Genomic DNA, 22,066 nt, shown 5'->3' with positions numbered 1-22,066 from the left:
GGAGCGGGGTGTGGGGGCTGGTGGCCGCCGGCGGCGGTTGGTCGCCGGCGGCGGCCACCGGGGTGGATCAGGAGGTGAGGGTCCACTTCTGGCTGGCCCAGGTACCGCAGTCCCACAGGTGCGGGCGGGCGCCGTCGGCGGTGCTCTGGCCTTCGATGTCGAGGCAGCGTCCGGACTTGACGTTCTTCAGGGTGCCGTTGGACTGGAAGTCCCACTTCTGGCTATCCCAGCTGCCGCAGTCCCACAGGTGCGCCTTGGTGCCGTTGGCGGTGGCGCCGCCTTCGACGTCCAGGCACTTGCCGCCGGACTTCAGCTGCTGTCCGTCGAGCGCCCAGCTCATCGAGGCCGCGTTGGCGCAGGTCCATTGCTGGACGGCGGTGCCATTGGCGGTGGAGCCGCCGGCGCGGTCGATACACTTGTTCGTTGCACCGTTGACGATCTTGCCGCCGGTGACCGGGTCGGGGTCGGGGTTGTTGCCGCCGGGGCCCCAGGTGTTCCAGTTGTCCCAGGTCTCGGCGTCGAAGCCGATCCGGCCGAGCTGGTCGGCTGCCCAGTTGGTGCCGGACTTCTGGATGACGGTGCCGCCGACGGTGTAGTTCTCCAGCTTCAGGCCCCGGCTGTCACGCGTCTCGTTGCCGAGGGCCACCTTCTGCCCGGCGCTGTTGGAGTACCGCTTGAGGAGGCTGACCTGGGAGGACGGGTCGAGCTGGTTCCACGCGTCGATCTTGAGGTTCTTGACGTGGATGTTCTCGGTGCTGGAGAGGGCGAAGACGCGGATCGCGCAGTTGGTCATGCCTTCGACGGTGATGTTCTCGAAGGTCATGTTCTTCACCCACGCGTTCGGGTCGGCCGTGGTGGTCGAGCCCGTGTTCTCCCAGTGGGAGGAGGAGTTGAGGATGCAGGTGTTGTACTTGACGTCCTTCCAGTACATCCGGTTGTGGATGACGTGCGTGTTGCTGACCCGGACGTTGTCGATGTTGCGCGGGGTCCAGCCCCACTGGATGACGGGGCCGTTCTCGTTCTTCCAGATGACGGTGTTATCGATGCTGACGTCGCTGTGGTACATCTTCAGCACGTCGTCGTTGGCGTTGAAGAACGTGTTCTTCATGGTGCTGCCGCGGTACAGCTCGATGCCGTCGGTCTGCCAGTACCAGGACCCGACCTGCTTGTAGTTGTCGACCCGCATGCTGAAGGTCTGCTCGTCGCCGTAGACGACGAAGGAGTGGTAGGGCGGCTCGTTGATGGTCACGCCCTGCAGGTCCAGGTGCTGCTGGCGGCCCTGCGCCGACTGGAACTGCAGCATCTTCACGCAGCTGGAGTGGCAGTTGGACGCGCCGGAGAGGTGGTCGTAGTTGTTGTTGGTGTCCGCCTCGTAGACGTACTGCTCACCGGAGAGGACGCCCTGGCCGGTCACCTTGTACAGGCCCTGGCTGTCGTCGGGGAACCGGATGGCGCCCTTCACGTATGCGCCGGGGGCCAGGTAGACCCACTTGACCTGCTTGGGCAGCAGCGCGTGGTACTTGGAGGTCATGTAGTAGGTGCCGGGCCGGAAGTACACGATCTCCTCGCTGATCGTGTTGAGGTTGGTGACCTGGCCCTGCTGCGGGTAGTGGATGCTGCCGGAGGCCGCGGTGGGGACCAGCCGGTCCTTCTCCGCGCCGGTCGGGGCCGGTTCGGCGAAGATCATCATGGAGTTGCGGGGCTCGGTGTGGATGGCCCGGTTACCGCCACCGCCCTGGGTGGTCAGCTTGCCGGCGTCGGTCGCGGGGCCGGACATGTCGTTGTAAGCCGTGTACAGCTGCGGGTCGAACTCGACGGAGAACCGGTAGCCGGCCGAGCTGTAGGGGACCTTGACGCGCACGGTCTTGCTGTCGACCAGTTCCTTGGCGAAGTTCAGGCTGCTCGGCTTGATCTTGACCTGGTCGGCGGAGGAGATCGTCTGACCGGTGCGCAGGGACACGTCGACCCACACGTCGGTCGTGTACTGGAAGGACGACCAGCTCATGGTGAGGTTCGCGGACGAGGAGAACTCGGCCCCGTCCTCCTTGGTGTAGCCGATCTTGCCCTTGCCGCTGCGCGGGATGCTCATGTACGCGAACGAGTCGTACTTGGCCGTCGGGGCCGCCGCGGTGGCGACCTTCACGTCGTAGAACGATGACCTGCGGACCTTGTCGTTGGCCACCGGGCTGGTGGTGTTGAACTCGTAGTTGTCGTGCCACCAGGTCTTCAGGGCGGTGCTGTCCGCGGGTGTCGGCTCTGCAGCCGATGCGGCCCGGGCGTCAGGGGCGGGCCGGCTCGGGGGTGTTCCGGCTATGGCCGTGCTGACGGGCACGATGACCGAGGCCAGTGCCAGCGCCAGACCGACGGCGATCGCCGCCAGTCGTCTCAGTGCTGCTGCGGGCATGCTGATTGTCCTTCTCCTTGGCATGAGGGGGACCACCGACGGCTGTGCACCGCGGCCTGTTCGGGCGGCTCGGCCAGCGCGCAGGCCGGCGAGACCGCACGCATCAGGGGGGGAAGCGCGGCCGAGGCGGCCACCGGCGGGTTCCTACAGGTGTGCTTGGGGGCGGGAAACTGGGTGTCCCCGGCCGGGTCGGGGCTACGTACACATGGCTGGCCAGATGCCCGACGGATCGGCCGGCCACGGCCGCGTCGCGGACCGGTGACCGGACCAGTGCAGGAGTCCTCCCTTCGGCAGGCAAGTTCGGGGTGGCGCGTACGTCCGGGTTCATCCGAGGGGGCCAGGACACTCCGGTTCTCCGCCCTGTCCGGGCCGGCGGACGCAGCACGCACTCTGCTGAGCGCGTCAACGGCGCAGACAACGGACCGCTGGGATGCCGCCCAGGAGCCGGCTCTCGAGCCGGCGCCGTGCGGTCGCCAGATAACGTCCCGTCATTTCTTCCCCGTGTCAACGAAATGAACAAGATTCGCAGCCGCTCCCCCTCCCCGTGGCCGAACCGAGGCCCCATACCGGGACTTCTTACACAGGAAGCAGGCACCCGAGGCGCGATCACGGTTACGTAACACGCTGTTTTCTTTCTTGACGCACGAAAATTGTGGGGACAGACTCCCGTCATGTCCAGCCGGCCCGGGCACCGGGCCGGCGCCCGGAGCAAGGCGGGAGGGGAGCACGGTGATCTTCCTGGCTCTGGTTGTGCCACGGTTTCGGCGTCATGGACGACGGCACGCACCGCATCGGGTTCGATGGAGGTCGACCGGACAGACCAGCCCTTGACCGACGACACCTTTGGAGGCGCGCGTGATGAGCCCGTCCAAGATCCGCTTTTCGGAGCTTGTCGGTGAGCAGACCCGGGCGGAGATCTTCGCGACCGTCCTCACCTCGGGCCCCATCTCGCGCACACAGCTCGCCCAGCGCCTCGGTCTCGTCCCCTCGAGCGTGACCCGGATGCTCCCCCCGCTCCTGGAGCACGACTACCTGCGCGAATCGGACGCCGCTCCCCAGGGGCGGGGCCGGCCGCAGAAGATGCTCCACGTCAATCCGGACAAGCACATCGTCGTCGGCACGAAGATCGGTCCCGCGCAGGTCTCCGGAGTGGTCACCGACATGGCGGCCAACGTCCTGGCCCGCGCCGAGCAACCGATCGCCGACTGCACACCCGAGACCGCCCTGTCCGCCGCTGCAGCCCTGACCAGCAGGCTCCTCTCCGAGGCGCCCGAAGCGGCGGACAGGGTACTGGGGCTGGGCGTCGGGGTCAGCGGACACGTCGACTCCGGCTCCGGCATCTGCCGCTACTCGGCCCTGCTCGACTGGGACAAGGTCGACGTGGCCGGCCCGCTGCGCGAGGCGACCGGTCTGCCGGTCGTCGTGAACAACGACGTCAACACCCTCGTGGTCGCCGAACGCTGGTTCGGGCAGGGCCGTGACGTCGACTCCTTCGCCGTCGTCACCGTCGGCCCCGGCATCGGCTGCGGCCTGCTGCTCGACGGAGCCCTGTTCTCCGGCGCCACCGGCCTGGCCGGAGAACTCGGGCACCTGCCGCTCGACCCCGCGGGCCCGATGTGCAGCTGCGGCCGCCGCGGCTGCCTGGAAGCTCTCGCCGGGGACCGGGCGGTCCTGCGCCACCTGCAGGACGCCGGTATCCCCTGCACCACGATCTCCGAAGCCATTGACCTCGCCCGATCGCCCGCAGGCGGGTCCGCCCAAGCGGTCGCCCGCTCCGCGTTCGCCGAAGCAGGAGCCGCCTTGGGGCGAGGACTGGCCGGCATGTGCAACCTGCTGAACCTGCAAAAGATCATCATCGCCGGAGAAGGAGCGGTCGCTCACGACCTCTTCGGCCCGGCAGCGACACAGGCGTTGGAGGCGCACGCGTTCTCCACGGCTGCCCGCGACTGCGACATCCACGTCGACCCTGTCCGCCACGACCTGTGGGCCCGAGGCGCCGCCTGCCTCGTCATCCGTGACGCGGTGGGCGCGGCCATCTCCTGACCCAAGCCGCCCGGCCACCACCACGGCCTGCCCAGCCCCTCACTCTTCACTTTAAGTAACCGATCACACACGATGAGGTTTGACGTGCCGGAAAACGTAGCCAGCCCTGCCGACTCCTGGTGGAGCAACGCGGTGGTCTACCAGATCTATCCGCGCTCCTTCGCCGACTCCAACGCGGACGGCATAGGCGACCTCCAGGGCATCATCGAGCGCCTGGACTACCTGTCCGAGCTCGGCGTGGACGTGCTGTGGCTCTCCCCCGTCTACCCCTCGCCGCACGACGACAACGGCTACGACATCAGCGACTACCAGGACATCGACCCGCTCTTCGGCACGCTCGCCGACTTCGACCGGCTCCTGACCTCGGTGCACGAGCGCGGCATGAAACTGGTGATGGACCTGGTCGTCAACCACACCAGCGACGAGCACGCCTGGTTCACCGCCTCCCGCGACGGCGGACCAGACGGAGCGCGGCGCGACTGGTACATCTGGCGCCCGCCGCGTGAGGGCATGGAGCCCGGAACGCCGGGAGCGGAACCGAACAACTGGGAGTCGTGGTTCTCAGGTCCCGCATGGACGTACGACATCGCCAGCGGCGAGTACTACCTGCACACCTTCTCCCGCAAGCAGCCCGACCTGAACTGGGACAACCCCGAAGTCCGCCAGGCCGTGTACGCGATGATGCGCTGGTGGCTGGAGCGCGGGGTCGACGGATTCCGCATGGACGTCATCAACCTGATCTCCAAGGACCCGGCCCTGCCCGACGGAATCGTCCCCGAAGGCGCCCGCTACGGTCTCGGCCACCCCTACTACGTGTGCGGACCTCGCATCCACGACTACATCGCCGAGATGCACCGCGAGGTCTTCGACCGCCACCCCCGCCGGCTGCTCACCGTCGGCGAGATGCCCGGCGTCACCGTCGAGGAGGCCAGGCTCTTCACCGATCCCGCCCGCCGCGAACTCGACATGGTCTTCCAGTTCGAGCACGTCGGACTCGACCAGGGCCCCGGCGGCAAGTTCGACGTCCGCCCCCTGAAACTGACCGACCTCAAGGCCAGCCTCGGCCGCTGGCAGACCGGCCTGGGCGACACCGGCTGGAACAGCCTGTACTGGAACAACCACGACCAGCCCCGGGTCGTCTCCCGCTTCGGCGACGACACCCCCGCCTACCGGGACCGCTCCGCCAAGCTGCTGGCCACCGTCCTGCACCTGCACCGAGGCACGCCCTTCGTCTACCAGGGCGAGGAACTGGGCATGGCCAACGCCCCGTTCACCTCCATCGACGACCTGCGGGACATCGAGTCCCTCAACCACTACCGCGAGCAGACCGCGCACGGAACCGATTCCGACGCCGTCATGCAGGGGCTGCGGCACCGCAGCCGGGACAACGCCCGCACCCCCATGCAGTGGGACGCCACCGAACACGCCGGCTTCACCGCCGGCACACCCTGGATCGCCGTCAATCCCGATCACACGGACGTCAACGCCAAGGCCCAGCTCGCCGACCCGGAATCGGTCTTCCACTACTACCGGCGCCTGATCGGCCTGCGGCACACCGAGCCCGCCCTCACCCACGGCGACTTCCACATGCTCCACCCCGACCACGAACAGCTCTACGCTTTCACCCGCCACGCCGCGGACCGGGGCACCGAACTGCTCGTCCTGGCCAACTTCAGCGGCACCGTCCTCACCGTCGACCTGCCCGACGGCTGGGAGCACAGCGACACCCTGATCGCCAACGTTCCCGCTACCAACCCGCTCACGCAGCCGCACACCCTGCAGCCGTGGGAAGCCCGCGTCCACCGCCGCCGCACCACCAGCTGACACCGCCCGCCCTTGTCGCAACGACGCACACCAAGGAAACAGCCATGAACATCCCGCGCACCCGTTCCGCCCTTCACAGAAGGCCGCTCCTCCTCGCGGTCACCGCCCTGGCCATGCTGGCACCGCTGACCGCCTGCGGCGGTTCCGACAGCGCCGAGGGCGACGGCAAGACCCTTCGCCTGTGGCACTACGAGCAGGAGGACGGGGCCCTGAGCAAGGCATGGGACGCGGCCATCGCCGAATTCAAGAAGACCCACCCTGACGTCAAGGTCGTCTTCGAGCGCAAGACGTTCGAGCAGATCCAGCAGAACGCCGGCATGATCCTCAACTCCGACAAGGCGCCCGACGTCATGGAGTACAACAAGGGCAACGCCACCACCGGACAGCTCGCCAAGCAGGGCCTGCTCACCGACCTCACCCCCCTCGTGAAGGAACACGGCTGGGACAGGAAGATCAGCGAAAGCGCCTCCGTCACCGCCCGCTACAACGACAAGGGCGAGATGGGCGGCGAGAAGTGGTACGGCATACCCAACTACGGTGAGTTCGTCCTCACCTATTACAACGAAGACCTGTTCAAGAAGCACGGTATCGACAAGCCCACCGACTTCGAGAGCTTCGAAGCCGCGCTCGCCAAGTTCAAGGCTGCCGGCATCACCCCGCTCGCCAACGCAGGCAACGACCACCCCGCCGGCCACTGGCTCTACCTGCTCGCCCTGTCCAAGGCGAACAACACCTGGGTCGACAACTACCAGCGCTACCTGGGCAAGGTCGACTTCCACGGCCCTGAGATGACCTACGCCGTCGACAAGTACCAGGAGTGGCTCGACAAGGGCTACTTCGACAAGAAGGACGTCGGTCTCAAGGGCAGCGACATGGTCGAGCAGTTCGTCTCGCAGAAGCGGCCCATCATGGTCGGCGGCAACTGGTGGTTCGGCAGCCTGACCACCGACATCAAGAACTTCCAGTGGTCCACCGCCCCCTACCCGGGCAGCGAGAGGACCCTCGGCTCCGGCGGCAACAACTGGGTCATCCCCACCAAGGCCAAGAACAAGAAGCTCGCCGGGGACTTCATCGACATCACCATGTCCGACAAAATCCAGAAGCTGATCGGCGAGGAGGGCAACGTCCCGCTCGCCGCCAAGCCGGCCGACATCACCAATCCCAAGTCCCGCCAGCTCACCGAAGCCTTCGCGCAGACCCAGGAGAACGACGGCCTGGCCTTCTACCCCGACTGGCCCGTCGCCGGCTACTACGACACCTGGGTCGCCGCCACGCAGAACCTCATGAACGGCGGCAAGGCCGACTCCGTCCTCGACGAACTGGCAGCCCCCTACGAGAAGTACCGCGCGACCCGGCCCTGACGTCCCCGCCCGGCCGTCGCCTCATCGCACCGCCGGCCGGTAACCACGCGTTCCGGGGACGGCTGCCCGGGCCCTCCGCCGCAGCCGTCCCGCCCAACCAGGAGCAACAGTGAAAACCAAACGTCACCCGCGGTCCACGGGCTACGCCGTCTTCCTCGCGCCGGGCCTGCTGCTGAGTCTGCTCTTCCTCGTCGTCCCGCTGGTGATGACCTTCTACTACAGCCTGACGGCGTGGCAGGGCATCGGTGATCCCGCCTTCATCGGCCTGGACAACTACACCCGCCTCTTCCAGGACGCCGACTTCTGGGCCTCCTTCCGCAACATCGCCTTCGTCATCATCGGCATCGCCGTCGTACCCACCCTGCTCGGACTGTTCCTTGCCGCGCTGCTGTTCGACTACATCGGCAAGAAGCACGGCGACGGCATCGTGGGCATCTTCCGCTCCGGCCTCTACCTGCCGCAGGTCATCCCCGTCGCCGTCACCGGCCTGATGTGGGGATGGATTCTCGCCCCCGAAGGCGCCGTCAACAGCGTCCTCGACACCATCGGCCTCGGCTCCCTCGCCGAGAACTGGCTCGGCGACCCCGACCTCGCCCTCTGGGTCGTCCTCGGCGTCCTCGTCTGGATGCAGCTCGGCTACCCGCTCGTCCTGTTCATGTCCGGCCTGCAGCGCATCGACCCCGAACTCTACGAGGCCGCCTCACTCGACGGCGCCTCCTGGTGGCAGCGCTTCACCCGCATCACCGTGCCCATCCTGAGGCCCGAGGTCTACGTCGTCCTGGTCACCACCACCATCGCCGGCCTGAAGGTCTTCGCCCAGATCTTCGTCCTCACCGGCGGCGGCCCCGGAAACTCCACCCTCGTCCCCGCCTACTTCGCCTACCAGAACTTCTTCGAACGCGCCGACGTCGGCTACGGATCCGCGATCTCCAGCACCATCACCCTGCTCGTGCTGATCATCGCCGGAACGATGCTCACCCGCCAGGCCCGCGAGGACGGATGACCATGACCACCGACACCACCACCCCCGTCACGTCCCGGGCCAAGAAGACAGACATCCCCGGCCCTGCCGCCCCCACTGGATGGCGCAAGAACAAGGCGCCCCGCAAGCGCAGTGCAGGCTCCTACGCCGTCCTTGCCGCGGTCACCGTCTTCGTCCTGGCCTTCCTCGCCCCGTTCGTGATCATCCTGCTCAACTCCTTCAAGACCAGCGCCGACTACCGGACCAACGGGTCACTGTCCTGGCCCGAGCACTGGAACTGGGACATCATCGGCGACGTCTGGGAACGCGTCGAATTCACCCAGAAACTCGTCAACAGCATCCAGATCAGCCTCGGCGTCGTCCTCATCGCCGTAGTCCTCGCCCTCTTCAACGCCTACGCCATCGGCATCGGCCGCGTCCGCTGGCGCACCGCCTTCCTCGTCTTCTTCCTCGGCGTCAACGTCCTGCCACAGGAAGGACTGGTCTACCCCATTTACTACCTGTTCAAGGAGATGGGCCTGTACGACGGCAAACTCGGCTACACCATCCTCGTCGGCATCACCTACAGCGCCTTCGGCACCTACCTGCTCTCCTCCGTCTTCAGCAGCTTCCCCCGCGAACTCATCGAGGCCGCCTCCCTCGACGGCGCCGGCCGCTGGACCATCCTGTGGCGCATCATCCTGCCCATGAGCTGGCCGACCCTGTCCGTGATGTGCGTGTTCTTCTTCGTCTGGAGCTGGAACGAGTTCCTCTACCCTCTCGTCCTGCTGATCTCCAACGACAACCAGACGGTCCCCCTCGGCCTGTCCGTCATGCAGGGCCAGTACACCAGCGACCCCACCGCCCTCAGCGCCGCCGCACTTCTCGGCGTCATTCCGATGGTCGTCTTCTTCCTCATCTTCCAACGCACCCTCACCCGCGGCGTCACAGCCGGCGCGGTCAAGTAGTCCACCCACCGAGGCCCCATGCCACCCCGGATCCGGCTCGCACCTGCCCCGCTTCCGGATCCGGGGTTCAACCAGCACGTCCTATCCGCATCGCCTTCACCTGGCCGAGAAGCCCCAGCCTCCGTGACCGACGACTGACCGAACGGCTCCGTTGCCGTGCTGACATGCGAGAACACGCTATGAACCCACCCACACTTGTCGTCGTGAGCGGAGGCCCCGGCACGGGGAAAACCACCCTCGCACACGCCCTGGCCTGCGAACTCGGATGCCCCGCAATCGTTCGGGACGAAATCAAGCAAGGCATGGTCATGGCCACCTCCGGCTACCGGAGCGCCAGGAGTGATCTCCTCAATTGCCTGACCCTGGAGACCTTCTTCGGCGTCCTGTCGGTGCTCCTGCGGGCCAGGGTGACGGTGGTGGCGGAAGCTGCCTACCAGGACCGCCTGTGGCGGGCGAACCTGGAACCGCTGGCGGACCTTGCCCACCTTCGAGTCATCCGCTGTACCGCGCCTGCCGCGACCGCCCGCGACCGCATCGCCCAACGTGCCGCTGAGAACCCCCGTCGCGCCGCGCACGACGATCGCGAACTGTTGGAAGCGCTCACCCAGGGGGATCACTCACTGGAGTCCTTCGTGCCCATCTCCCTCGACGTCCCCACCAAGGTCGTGGACACCTCTTCCGTCTGCGCCCCGAGCATCGAAGACATCGCGGCCTTCGCACGGGGTGGGATGCCGTCCTGCTGAGAGGCAGATCCCGGCAGTCACACTCCCGGTATCCGTCCACTGCAGTTCGGCGACGGCTGCCCTCACGGACGGTCCCACGCGGCCACCCGGTCGCTGTCTCGGTGCACGGGACAAGCCAGTCGGTGTGGACCAGCGGTTCCCTGCGTGGGTGGTTCCTGACGCGGACCGGAACTGCGCTCCGGCTCCGGAAGCCTCAGCGCGGGGCTTGGTGACGCGTTCAGCGACTGCGGCAAGGCCGTTGGAAGCGTGGGGCAGGGGGACAGGGGAGCCATGTCCAGAGTGACGGACGCGGGCTCGTGCAGGAAGTCGTCTTGCCGGCGTGCCCCTGCCCTGAGCCGGAAGAGGGGCTGTTGCTCATGACGCTCGTTTGACGCTCTGGATGCATGTTCGCAGGCCAGTCAGTCCAGATATGGGCTGTGACCTGGCCTTTTCCGAGACTCGCGCAGGCCGACATCCTTCCGATGACGCATCACGTGGAGTGTGTCGCGATCCTTGAACCGGTCGCGAAGGGGTCCTGACCTGCGGTTTCGTGAGCGCATTATGTGCGGTGTGGGCGTTACGGGCGAAATCTTGACGCTGAAATGACGCTCGTGACCCTTGTTCTGACGGAGCGCCATATGGCTGATCGTGCAGGTCATGTTGGCTGGGAGGCGCGCTCCCGTGGGCTGGTTACTGACTTCGGCTCGTCAGGGTGAACTTGCGCGAAGTCCCTGGTGGGGCCGGAGCGGTGCTTGTATCCCGTGATGTGTGAGATGTGTGAGATGTGCGGATGGGGGCGGGCTGACCCCGGAGGGACGGCAGCGCCGAGAGACCGTGCGGATGCAGGCGGAAGCTGAGCTGTTCGAGTAGAAGACCAAGCCGAGTGAGGTGGCCCGGCGGCTGCGGGTGAGCGTGAAGTCGGCCTATCAGTGGCATCAGTTGTGGCGGGACGGTGGTGTGGGGCTGTGGCCTCGCGTGGCCCGAGCGGGTCGGGGCGCCGGCTGTCTCCGCGTTGTCTGGAGGAACTGGCCGTGTATCTGGAGCAGGGTCCGGCCGCGCATGGCTGGGTGGAGGACCAGGTTGGACGGCGGCGCGGGTGGCCACGCTGATCGGCCGGAAGTTTCACGTCTCCTACAGCGTCTCGGGTGCGACGCGGCTGATGCACCGGCTTGGCTTCAAGCCCTCAGGCCCCGCCCGGTGGGTCGCTGAACGCGACGAGCAGGCTGTGGCCGTGTGGAAGGAGGCGGCCTTGGCGGAGGTAAAAGAGCCCGGGCGGCCTGCGGGGGCTACCTCTGCTTCGAGGACGAGGCGGGCTTCACCCGGCGGCCGGCCCCGGGGACGCACCTGGGGCCGGCGCGGCCGCACCCCGGTCGTGACAGTCAGCGGGCTACGCTCGGGATGGCTGTCGGTGGCCGGGCTGATCACCGGCTCAAACGCCTCCAGTACCGGCCCGACACCCTCGACGGATTCATAGCCGGAGCCGGCCTGACCCTCGACGACCCAACCTCACCCTGACAAGCCGAAGTCAGTAAGTAATCGGGGATTGTCTGCGGGGAGACGTCAGGCAGGTTCGGCTGTCGACGAGCCGTCAGCCTGAGCTCCCATCAGGTGTATTGGAGCTCCTGTGCCTCGGCGGGCTCCGTTGTCCCCTCACGCCTGCACCAGACCCGTCTGGTACGCGATGACGACGAGCTGTGCCCGGTCGCGGGCGCTGAGTTTCGTCATCGCGCGGTGGATGTGCGTCCGTACCGTCAGCGGGCTGACCACCAGCAGCTCGGCGATCTCCGCGTTGGACTTGCCCTCGGCCGCCAGCGCCATCACTTCCCGTTCCCGTCCGGTGAGGTCGGCGAGCCGTTCCGGGGGCGCCAGGTGGGTGCCGGGGGCCGGGGAGGTGAGGAAGCGGGTGATCAGGGTGCGGGTGGCGCCGGGGGAGAGCAGCGCCTCCCCGGAGGCCACCGTGCGGATGCCGGCCAGCAGGGCGTCCGCGGTGACGTCCTTGCCGAGGAAGCCGCTGGCCCCGGCCCGCAGCGCCTGGGCGACGTAGTCCTCGGTCTCGAAGGTGGTCAGGATCAGCACGCGGGTGGTCGCCAGCTCCGGATCGGCGCAGATCGTCGCGGTGCCGGACAGGCCGTCCGTCCCGGGCATGCGGATGTCCATGAGCACCACGTCCGGGTGGTGGGTACGGGCCAGCTCCAGCGCCTCCGCCCCGTCGGACGCCTCCCCGACGACCTCCATGTCCGGGCAGGAGTCGATCAGGATGCGGAACGTGGCCCGCAGCAGGGCCTGGTCGTCCGCGAGCAGCACCTTCACGGTCATGGAGACTCTCCTTCGACGGGGGCGGACGGCTGCAGCGGCAGCGCGGTGGTGACCTCGAAGCCGCCCTCGGGGCGGGGGCCCGCGCACAGGTCGCCGCCGATGGTCTGGGCGCGCTCCCGCATGCCCCGCAACCCGAAACCGCCGGACGTCCCGTTGACGGCGGTGGCGGTGGCCGGGCCGTCGTTGCTGACGGTGATGAGCAGCCGGGAGTCGGCGTAGGTGAAGCCGACGTGGGCGGCGCGTTCGGGGGCGTGCTTGGCGACGTTGGTGAGGGCTTCCTGCACGATCCGGTACGCGGTCAGGTCCACGCCCGGCGTCAGCGGGCGGCGCACGCCCTCCTGGTGGACGACGACTTCCAGGCCCGCCGAGCGGTAGGAGTCGATCAGCTCGGGAAGGCGGGCGAGTCCCGGCGCCGGTTCCAGGCCCTCGCCCTTGGGCCGGTCGTCCTGGCGCAGCAGGCCCAGGGTGGCCTTGAGCTCGCGCAGCGCCGAGGAAGTGGTGCCGGTGAGGTCGTCGAGGATCTTACGGCTCTGCTCGGGGTTGCTGCGCGAGAGGTGGGCGGCGGTGCCGGCCTGGGCGTTGGCGAGGGCCAGGTGGTGGGCTACGACGTCGTGCAGCTCGCGGGCGATGCGCATGCGCTCCTCGGTGACCCGCAGCCGGGCCTCCTCCTCCCGGGTGTGTTCGGCGTGCTCGGCGCGGGCCTTGACCGCTTCCAGGTAGTCGCCGCGCAGCCGGGCCAGGCTGCCGCCGACGAGCGGCAGGGCCATCCAGAACACCGGGCCGATCACGGTCAGGACCGGGGAGAGGTCGCGCATGCCGTCGGAGAACAGGTTCACGGTCAGCAGGGCCACCGTGACGGCGAGCGCGTACAGGCGAACGGTCCGGCGGTCGCACAGGACGGCCAGCCAGTACATCGCGGCGAGCAGCGGGGCCAGCAGCATCGGGGTGAGCAGGTAGCCGCGCGCGATCGCGGCGATGGTGACCCCGGCGACCACGACCACGACGGTGCGGGTGCGGGTGCGGTACTTCAGCAGGACGAAGCAGGACAGGCCGAGCATGATCTCCAGCGACTTCCCCGTGTCCGGGCGGTTGACGCCGGGGAGGCTGAGGTGGGTGCCGAAGAAGGCGCAGCCGATGAGGGCCAGCACCATCGTCACATCCAGGAAGCGGGGAAAGCGCGAGAAGCGCGACGCGTACTGCTCCAAGCGCTCGGTGTAGCGCTCCAGGCTGCTGCTCATGGTCGGCTCTCTCGGTGAGGGGGCTGGCGTCCATGGTGGACGATGCGAAGCCGCCCGGGTCGCTGGGACCACCCCGGGCGGCTCCTGCGCACCCGGTCAGGCGCGGGCGAGGTCCTTCTCGGCCGGTTCCGCCTCGGGCTCGGTCGGGCGGGTCAGGGCCTGGCCCTCCACGTCGACCCGGGGCAGGATACGGTCCAGCCACTTCGGCAGCCACCAGGCCCGCTCGCCGAGCAGGGCGAGGACGGCGGGGACGATCGCCATCCGGACCACGAAGGCGTCGAGCAGGACGGCCGACGCGAGGCCGAAGCCGATCATCTTGATCATGGCGTCGCTGTCCCCGATGAACCCGGAGAACACCGCGATCATGATCAGCGCGGCGGCCACGACGACCCGGGCGCTGTGCTGGAATCCGGAGGTCACGGCCTGGGCGGGCCGCTCGCCGTGGACGTACGCCTCGCGCATCCGCGAGACCAGGAAAACCTCGTAGTCCATGGCGAGGCCGAAGACGATGCCCACCAGGAAGATCGGCATCAGGCTCATGATGGGGCCGGTGGTCTCCACGCCCAGAAGGTCGGCGCCGTGGCCCTGTTGGAAGACCACGACCACCGCGCCGAGCGAGGCGAGCACCGAGAGCAGGAAGCCGACGGCCGCCTTCAGCGGAACGAGGATCGAGCGGAAGACCACCAGCAGCAGGATCACGGCGAGCCCGACCACCACGAGCAGGTACGGAACCAGCGCGGACTGCACCTTCTCGGAGATGTCGATGTTCATCGCGGTAGTGCCGGTGACCTCGAAGGTCGCCCCGGCCTCGGACTCGATGCCGGACCGGTCGCCGCGGATGGTGTTGACCAGGTCCTTGGTCTCCTGGTCGGTCGGCGCGGTGGTGGGGACGACGGAGAAGACGGCCGTGTCACCGGATTCGTTGAACTGGGCCGGGGACACCGACACCACGCCCTCGGTGCCACCGATGCGCTCGGAGACGGTCCCGGCCGCGGCCTTCGGGTCGCCGGCGTCCTTGGCGTCCACGACCACGGTCAACGGGCCGTTGAAGCCGGGGCCGAAGCCCTCGGCGAGCGCGTCGTAGGCCCGCCGCTGGGTGGTCTCCGTGGACATGGCCTCGTCGCCGGGCATACCGAGCCGGAGGTCGGTCATCGGCAGCGCCAGGGCGCCGAGGCCCGCGACGGCGGCGATCAGCACGGGCAGCGGGCGGCGTAGCACGAAGCTCGCCCAGCGGGTGCCGCCGTTGACCTTGCGCGTCCCCTGCGGCGTACCGCCCGCTCGGCGGGCCTTGCGGTCCTTGCGGGTCAGTACGGCGTTGGGCCAGAAGCCGAGGAAGGCCGGGACCAGGGTCAGCGCGATGAGGACGCCGACGACGACCGCGCCCGCCGCGCCCAGGCCCATCTCGGTCAGCATCGGGATGCCGACGACGGAGAGACCGGCGAGCGCGATGACGACGGTGAGCCCGGCGAAGACCACGGCGGAGCCCGCGGTGCCGGTGGCGAGGGCGACGGCCTCCTGGGGCGTCCGCCCCTTGGCGCGTTCCTCGCGGTAGCGGAAGACGATGAACAGGGCGTAGTCGATGCCGACGGCCAGGCCCAGCATGATCGCCACGGTGCTGGTGGTGTCGGTCAGGCCCAGCGGACCGGCCAGGGCCGTGAGGGCGAACAGGCTGATTCCGACGCCGATGAGCGCGGTGAGCAGCGGGAGTCCGGCGGCGGCCAGTGAGCCGAAGGTGATCAGCAGGACGACTGCGGCGACGGTGATGCCGATCGCCTCGGCGGTGCCGCTGGGTCCGCCCATCTCCTGCATGGCGTCGCCGCCTGCCTCGACGGTGAGTCCGGAGTCACGGGCGTGCTCGAGCGACTCGTCCAGGTGACTGCGGCTGGCGTCGGTGAGTCCGGCGGCGTCGACCTTGTAGGTCACGGTCGTGTACGCGGTGGAGCCGTCCTCGCTGACCGCGCCGGACTCGTACGGGTCGACGGTGCTCGCGACCTGCGTGCCGTCCCCGAGTTCGGCTATCGCGGCCTCGACGGCCTTCTTGTTCTCGGTGGCGGTGACCTTCTCGCCGTTCGGCGAGACGAAGACGACGCGGGCGGTGGCGCCGTCGGCTGCGGCGCCGGGGAACCGCTCCTCCATCAGGTCGAAGGCTTCCTGCGATTCGATCCCCGGCATGGAGAAGGGTTCCTCCTCCGCCTCCGGCGCGGTCATGCCGGCGAGTCCTACGGCGGCCAGCACGGCGGCCCAGGCAAGGGCAACGGTCCAGCGCCGCCTGAACGCCAAGCGGCCCATTCGATACAGAAAAGCAGCCACGGGGGGGTCTCCACATCCGGGTCTCGAAGGTGCCTCCAGACTCCTGAAGAGGGGGGTGTCCTGTCGTCGTCCGGCTGCCGACACTGCGCGGTACTGAATCCGCAGTACTACGCCCTCCGCGGGTCCCACCCGGGGACGAGAGCGGGTCAGCCTCAGGTCGCGGAGCGGAGTTCCTCAACCCCCGGGAACGGCACCGGCGGTCATGCCGCTGCGGGCGTGCCGCTCGAAGCGGAAACGACGATCAGGCCCGGCTGGATCTGATCGACAGCCGTTCGCCTGCCTGCGGAGCACGGTGAACAGCATGTCCTCGGTGATGACCGGCGGACGACGGCCGTGCTTGCCCTTGCGGGCCGTGGTGTCGAGCCCTGGCCGTACTGACCACGAGCGTTGTTGACAGAAGGCGCGAGTCGCTTCGGTATCCGCTGCAGGTCTTCAAGGACGTAGGGCGAGGTTCAGGTAACGGCAGCGCGCAACGCGTCCATGTCGAGGCTGCGCGCCTGGTTGATGAGGTCGTCGGGTTCTGCCTCGGGCAGGGCGCCGGGCCGGCGGAAGACGGTGTGTTCGCGCACGATCACGAGGGTGAGGATCGACGTGATCTCGAATGCCTGCGCCAGTTCCCGCTGTGCCTCGGTGTCGACCTTGGCGAATACGACGCCCTCATGCTTCTCCGGGACTTGCTCGAAGACGGGTCCGAACGTGCGGCGAGGTCTGCGCCATTCGGCCCAGAAGTCGGTGATCACGAAGCCGTTTCCGGAGTTGACCTCGTCGAAGTTGTCGGCGGTCAGCTCGATGGTGCTCAGGGGCGCTGCTCCTGGATGTGATCGGGGGAATCGGGTTACGCGCAGGCGCTGTACGGCCGTCGGGTACACCGCGAGGTCGCGGTGTACCCGACGGCCTGCGGCCGCGCGGGCGGCGTCGTGCTCCGTCCGCACAGAGTTACGGCGAGGTCAGCGAGCGGCGACGTTGTCCGCGACCCCGGTCTCGGGGGCTGCCTCGGCTTCGGGCTGGCGGGGTGTGGTGTTCTTCGGGCCGCGCAGGGCGACGTACACGAGCAGGGCGGCCATGACGGCGGCGCCGACCCACATGGACTGCTGCCAGCCGTCGACGAAGGACTGCTGCGCGGCGTGGATCAGGTCCTGGGCGTGGCCTCCGGTGGTGGGTGCGACCTCTATGGCGTTGGCGATGCCCTCGCGTGCGGTGTCCGCGGCCCCGTCGGGGATGCCGTCGAGCTTGCCGTCGATGGCGCTGCGGTAGCCGCTGGCCAGGAGAGCGCCGAGCATCGCGATACCGAGAGCGGTGCCGAACTCGCGGGTGACGTCGTTGAGCGCGGAGGCGACGCCCTGCTTCGCGCGGGGCAGGGAGCCGGTGATGGCCTCGGTGGAGGGCGTCATCGACAGCCCCATGCCGATACCCATGACGATCATGCCGGCCAGGATGGACAGGTAGCCGCCGTCCACGGACACGAACAGCGCCATCAGCGCCAGGCCGAGCGCGGACAGGGCGACGCCCACCGTCATGGTGGAGCGGGCGCCGTTCCTGGCGGCCACCTTGGGGGCCAGGCCCGAGCCCATCATCATCATGACGGCCATGGGCATCAGCGCCACGGTCGACAGCAGCCCCGACATGCCGAGCACAGCCTGGAAGAACGGGAAGAGGACCACGGCGATACCGGCCTGGACACCGAAGACCACCAGCAAGGTGATCGAGCCGCCGGCCAGGCCGCGCTCACGGAACAGGCGTACGTCCAACAGCGAGGCATCGCGGCGGCGCAGCTCCCAGGCCACGAAGGCAACGGCGGCGGCGACGCCGACGGCCAGGCTGACCAGCGTGACGGGGGCGGTCCAGCCGCGCTCGGGGCCTTCCTGCAGGACGAAGATGAGACCAGTCACGGCGATGATGGAGAGCAGCGCGCCGATGATGTCGAAGGAATGGGCGGAGCGTTCGCGGGAGTTGGGAACCAACTTCAGTGTCATGGCCAGTGCCACGGCCCCCAGGACCACGGGCAGCACGAACAGCCAGCGCCAGTCGGCGACATCGACCAGCAGGGCGGACAAGAACATCCCCACGATGCCGCCGCCTCCGGCGACACCGGTCCACACACCGATCGCCTTGCCGCGTTCCTCCTCGGGGAAGGTGGAGGTGATGACGGCCAGGGTGATCGGCATGATCATCGCGGCGCTGACGCCGGCGGCCACCCGGGCCGCGATCATTGTCCCGACCGTCGGGGCGAGTCCCGCGAGGACGCTGGCGGCGCCGAAGATGACCAACCCCGCGATCAACATGGGCTTGCGGCCCAGGCGATCACCGATGGCGCCGAGTGGCAGCAACAGCGCGGCCAGGGCGAGGGTGTAGCTGTTGATCATCCACAGGACGGCGGTCTGCGAGGCGCCGAACTCGACGGCCAGTTGGGTCTGGGCGACGCTCAGCCCCGACACCGAGGCGATGACAGCCATCAACGCGATCGAGACGGTGATCAGGATCGCACGCAGCTGACGTGCATCCGGCGCACCCTCGTCGCCGGCCGGCGTGGCCGCCGCCTGAAGAGGCTGATGAGTACTCATGGTTTCCTTCCGAAAGGGCATGCGGAATCAGCGCCGGGACAAGACCGGTCGCCAGTTGGGTGAGATAGGGACTTGCTCACCGCGCGGACCGATGGATGGCGGTCGCGCGGTTGCTCAGCGGCGGGCGTACGTGTCAGCCGGTGGCCTTCTGTGCGGCGGCGGCGAGCGCGGCGTCGGTGTCCGCCGTGGCCAGCATCGCGTTGATGTGGGAGGCGGCCAGGGCTCCGGCCGCCGCGGCGGCGCCGACCTGGGCAGCGAGGTCGGTAGCGTTGCCCGCCACCCACACACCCGGGATCTCGGTGGTGCCGGCCATGGCGGAGGCGAAGCGGCGGCCCAAGTTATCCGGCAGGTCCTCCATGGGCAGCTTCAGCCCGTCCAGGCCCTCAGCGCGGGCCTCCATCCTTGTGGTGACGGCCAGGACACGCCGCTCGACGAGGGTGCCGTCGGTCAGGCGGACACCCACGAGGGCACCGTCGGTGTCGTTGACGACTTCCCTCACGTCGGTCTCGACGACGCGGATGCCCCGGGCGGCGAAGCGGGCGCGGGTCTCGGAGTCCAGGTCGGTGCCGCGGGTGAAGTAGATCAGATCGCCCGTCAGCTGGCGGAACAGCCAGGCGTGGTGAATGGAGAGAGGGCCGGTGGCGAGGATGCCGATGGGCTCGTCGCGCACCTCGTAGCCGTGGCAGTAGGGGCAGTGCAACACGCTGTGGCCCCAGTGCTCGGCCAGGCCGGGCACCTCGGGCAGTACGTCGCGCAGGCCGCTGGCCACCAGCACACGGCGGGCCGTCAGCGCGCGGCCGTCGGCCAGAGTGACGGCGAACCGCAGATCGCCGTCCGCCGACGGTGCGGAGGGTTCCGCTGCGGCCACCTCCCCGAAGGTGATCCGGCCGCCGTACTGGCGTACCTGCTCGCGTCCGCGTCCCAGGATCTCGGGCGGCGGGGTGCCGTCCAGAACGATGAAGCCGTGCATGGCGGTGGCGGGGGCGTTGCGCGGGGTGCCGCTGTCGATCACGATGACCGAGCGGCGCGAGCGGGCCAGCATCAGCGCGCCGTTCAGGCCCGCGGCGCCGCCGCCGATCACGACGACGTCCACGGTCTCGGTGGGCAGTGCGTCGCTGTCGTGGTGGGAAGTCTGCGCAGACATGTCGCGCCCTTTCGTCGTACCTGGCCCCGTGGGTCGGACCATCTGTATTCGACGCTAAGCGCATGTTGCACCAAGGGCATACCATGTTGCCTATGACGCAAGAAGACGGGCAGCTGGACAGCCTCGTACGCAAACGGATCCGCGCACTGCGCGTCGCGCAGGGCTGGTCCCTGGAGGAACTGGCCGGCCGGGCCAACCTCAGCCAGTCCTCACTGAGCCGCATCGAGAACGGTCAGCGCCGTCTCGCCCTGGACCAGCTCGTCACCCTCGCCCGCGCCCTGGACACCTCCTTGGACCAGCTCGTGGAGAACGCCGCCGACAATGTCGTCATCAGCCCGATGATCGACGGCGCCCACGGGATGATGCGCTGGCCCGTAAAGGGCGACCCCGGCATGACCGTGATGCGCCAGCGGATGACCGACCCGCCGCCCGACAACCCGGCCCGCATGCGCGCCCACCCCGGCCGCGAATGGCTCGTCGTACTGTCCGGCGCCGCCGTCCTCATGCTCGGTCACCGGCGCTTTCGCGTCGAAACCAACCAGGCCGCCGAGTTCCCCACCATGATGCCGCACGCCATCGGTGCCGAGGGCGGCCCCTGCGAGATCCTGGGCATCTTCGACCGCGACGCCCGCCGCGGCCACCAGAAAGACGCCGACACCGACGACTTCGAAGCGGGCCGCACCGGCGCCCAGGACCCCTGCGCATAGCGGGCCGTGGCTGGGCGGGAGGTCCCGGCAAAGCGGGCGATCTTGCGTGCCGGGCAGTGCACCGAACCATCTCTTTGCTTCATACGCAACGAGGCGTGCGGCAGGCGCATGGCCGGCTTACGGTGGAGTCATGACCCACACCCATCGGCACACCCACCACCACGGCAACGGCGGTCACCACCTCGGCCACGGCCAGGGCGGACATCACGAAGGCAGCAATGGCGGCCAGGCGGAGATCCTCGACCTGGATGCCGAGGTGCTCGCCGAGCACATTGCTTCGATCACCGCCTGGCTGCCACTGAAGGGCGAGCCGCGCCACATCGTGGACCTGGGCTGCGGCACCGGAGCGGGTACCTTCGCCCTCCTCGAACGCTTCCTCGACGCGCACGTCACCGCCGTCGACACCTCCGCCGAGCACCTGAAGCTCCTACGCGAGAAGGCATGCGCCCGCGGCATCCAGGAGCGCGTACGGATCGTGCGGGCCGACCTCGACCACAACGACTGGCCCGACCTCGGCCGACCGGACCTGGTGTGGGCCTCGGCCTCGATGCACCACATGGCCAACCCCGACCGCGCCCTGCGCAATGTCCGCGAACTGCTCGCCCCCGGCGGCCTGTTCGCCGTCGTCGAGCTCGCAGGCGTCCCCCGTTTCCTGCCCGCCCACGCCCCGGAGAACCGGCCCGGCCTCGAAGAGCGCGCCCATGCCGTGACCAACAGCTTCCACGCCGAGCGCGTTCCGCACCGCGGCGCCGACTGGGGCCCGATGCTGACCGCCGCCGGCTTCACCGTCGAGGACGAACGCACCCTCACCGTCAGCATCGCAGGGCCGCGCAGCGAAGCGGTCGGCCGCTACGCCTACGGCGTTTTGCAGCGCATCCGTAGCGTCGCCGCCCCCGGTCTCAGCCCCGAGGACCTCGCCGCACTGGACGAGCTCCTGGACACCAGCAGCCCGAACAACCTGCTGCTCCGCGAGGACCTCGCCGTACGCACCGAGCGCACGGTGTGGGCCGCCCGCCGCGCCTGACTCCCGGCCAGGTGCGAGTTCGCCTGTCGGTCAGGGGGCAAGTCACTCCTTGCCCCTGACAGGCGCGGTCGTCGAGGCGGTTGGGCCTCGCGCGGGTGTGCGATGACAGCGATGCCTGCGAGGAGGAGGTCGACGCCGGTTGCAAACTCATGGCGGTCATCGTGGTGGGCCAATTGTGGTGCGATCGTGCGCGAAGTGCAGCGAAGCGGCTTGGAGTCTTATGCCTCCGCGACGGAGGTGGCGTTCTGCATATCCACCCGGGACGGGCTCGGAAGCTCCTGGGGCAGAGCCGTTCATCCGGGTGCGATCGGTGAAGCGGTGGCGGTAGGACGTCGGTGTGGTCGCGTAGTGCGCGGTGAAGTTCTGCCGGAAGGTCACGGCGCTGGCGAATCCGCATGCCGCGGCGATACGGGTGATGCTCCAGGTGGTCGTCTCCAGCAGTCTGCGGGCTTCGCCGAGCCTGCGCGTGAGGACCCACTTGGC

At 68.6% G+C, this 22,066-nt stretch carries 15 protein-coding genes and 2 pseudogenes; 9 read left to right on the top strand and 8 right to left on the bottom strand.

Annotation, left to right across the window (positions count from 1 at the left end; translation table 11 throughout):
• Positions 1-67 precede the first annotated feature (67 nt).
• Positions 68-2,404: a family 49 glycosyl hydrolase gene (locus QC283_RS29035; protein WP_279564679.1), complete on the bottom strand. Its 2,337-nt coding sequence runs from the start codon at positions 2,402-2,404 to the stop codon at positions 68-70.
• An 858-nt stretch (positions 2,405-3,262) separates the two neighbouring features.
• Here QC283_RS29035 and QC283_RS29030 point away from each other — a divergent pair.
• The 7 genes and pseudogenes from QC283_RS29030 to QC283_RS39670 form a co-directional block, all read left to right on the top strand.
• A complete protein-coding gene (locus QC283_RS29030; protein WP_279564678.1) occupies positions 3,263-4,447 on the top strand; it encodes an ROK family transcriptional regulator in 1,185 nt (394 codons plus the stop codon).
• 84 nt (positions 4,448-4,531) lie between these two features.
• Positions 4,532-6,271 (top strand): alpha-glucosidase, encoded by a 1,740-nt coding sequence (locus QC283_RS29025; RefSeq protein ID WP_279564677.1) that lies wholly within the window; start codon positions 4,532-4,534, stop codon positions 6,269-6,271.
• 44 nt (positions 6,272-6,315) lie between these two features.
• On the top strand, positions 6,316-7,632 hold the full coding sequence (locus QC283_RS29020; protein WP_279564676.1) for an ABC transporter substrate-binding protein: 1,317 nt from the start codon (positions 6,316-6,318) through the stop codon (positions 7,630-7,632).
• A gap of 109 nt (positions 7,633-7,741) precedes the next feature.
• The gene (locus QC283_RS29015) at positions 7,742-8,635 is read left to right on the top strand and encodes a carbohydrate ABC transporter permease (protein WP_279564675.1); all 894 of its coding nucleotides are present in this window, start codon (positions 7,742-7,744) and stop codon (positions 8,633-8,635) included.
• A gap of 2 nt (positions 8,636-8,637) precedes the next feature.
• On the top strand, positions 8,638-9,561 hold the full coding sequence (locus QC283_RS29010) for a carbohydrate ABC transporter permease (RefSeq protein WP_279564674.1): 924 nt from the start codon (positions 8,638-8,640) through the stop codon (positions 9,559-9,561).
• Positions 9,562-9,764: 203 nt separating this feature from the next.
• On the top strand, positions 9,765-10,304 hold the full coding sequence (locus tag QC283_RS29005) for an AAA family ATPase (protein WP_279564673.1): 540 nt from the start codon (positions 9,765-9,767) through the stop codon (positions 10,302-10,304).
• A 756-nt stretch (positions 10,305-11,060) separates the two neighbouring features.
• Positions 11,061-11,730: pseudogene (locus tag QC283_RS39670) on the top strand (winged helix-turn-helix domain-containing protein); the annotation flags it as partial.
• Between the two features lie 203 nt (positions 11,731-11,933).
• On the opposite strand, the gene QC283_RS28995 reads toward QC283_RS39670, so the two are convergent.
• The 6 genes from QC283_RS28995 to QC283_RS28970 all read right to left on the bottom strand — a co-directional run bounded on the left by QC283_RS28995 (position 11,934) and on the right by QC283_RS28970 (position 19,852).
• Positions 11,934-12,599 carry a response regulator transcription factor gene (locus QC283_RS28995; RefSeq protein WP_279564671.1) on the bottom strand — a complete coding sequence of 222 codons (666 nt, stop codon included), beginning with the start codon at positions 12,597-12,599 and terminating at the stop codon, positions 11,934-11,936.
• Positions 12,596-13,837 (bottom strand): sensor histidine kinase, encoded by a 1,242-nt coding sequence (locus QC283_RS28990; RefSeq protein WP_279564670.1) that lies wholly within the window; start codon positions 13,835-13,837, stop codon positions 12,596-12,598. The genes QC283_RS28995 and QC283_RS28990 overlap by 4 nt, the downstream gene beginning before the upstream one ends.
• 96 nt (positions 13,838-13,933) lie before the next feature.
• The gene (locus QC283_RS28985) at positions 13,934-16,147 is read right to left on the bottom strand and encodes an MMPL family transporter (RefSeq protein WP_279564669.1); all 2,214 of its coding nucleotides are present in this window, start codon (positions 16,145-16,147) and stop codon (positions 13,934-13,936) included.
• Between the two features lie 452 nt (positions 16,148-16,599).
• Positions 16,600-16,932, bottom strand: coding sequence for a thioredoxin domain-containing protein (locus QC283_RS28980; protein ID WP_336620671.1), 333 nt, complete (start codon positions 16,930-16,932; stop codon positions 16,600-16,602).
• 162 nt (positions 16,933-17,094) lie between these two features.
• Entirely contained in the window at positions 17,095-18,708 is a 1,614-nt protein-coding gene (locus QC283_RS28975) for an MFS transporter (RefSeq protein ID WP_279564668.1), read from the bottom strand.
• Between the two features lie 133 nt (positions 18,709-18,841).
• Positions 18,842-19,852, bottom strand: coding sequence for an NAD(P)/FAD-dependent oxidoreductase (locus QC283_RS28970; protein WP_279564667.1), 1,011 nt, complete (start codon positions 19,850-19,852; stop codon positions 18,842-18,844).
• Positions 19,853-19,944: 92 nt separating this feature from the next.
• On the opposite strand from QC283_RS28970, the gene QC283_RS28965 reads away from it, so the two are divergent.
• Both QC283_RS28965 and QC283_RS28960 read left to right on the top strand, forming a co-directional pair.
• Complete coding sequence (locus QC283_RS28965) at positions 19,945-20,559, top strand: helix-turn-helix domain-containing protein (protein ID WP_279564666.1); 615 nt, start codon at positions 19,945-19,947, stop codon at positions 20,557-20,559.
• Positions 20,560-20,689: 130 nt separating this feature from the next.
• Positions 20,690-21,583, top strand: a complete 894-nt coding sequence (locus tag QC283_RS28960; RefSeq protein ID WP_279564665.1) for a class I SAM-dependent methyltransferase — start codon at positions 20,690-20,692, stop codon at positions 21,581-21,583.
• 156 nt (positions 21,584-21,739) lie between these two features.
• On the opposite strand, the pseudogene QC283_RS39665 reads toward QC283_RS28960, so the two are convergent.
• Positions 21,740-22,057 (bottom strand): annotated as a pseudogene (locus QC283_RS39665) (helix-turn-helix domain-containing protein); the annotation flags it as partial.
• Positions 22,058-22,066 lie beyond the last annotated feature (9 nt).

Origin of the sequence: Streptomyces sp. DH41 (assembly GCF_029813785.1) — a bacterium.
GTDB lineage: Bacteria > Actinomycetota > Actinomycetes > Streptomycetales > Streptomycetaceae > Streptomyces.
The sequence above is the reverse complement of the archived record's forward strand: the minus strand, read 5'-3'. Positions and strand labels throughout refer to the sequence as shown.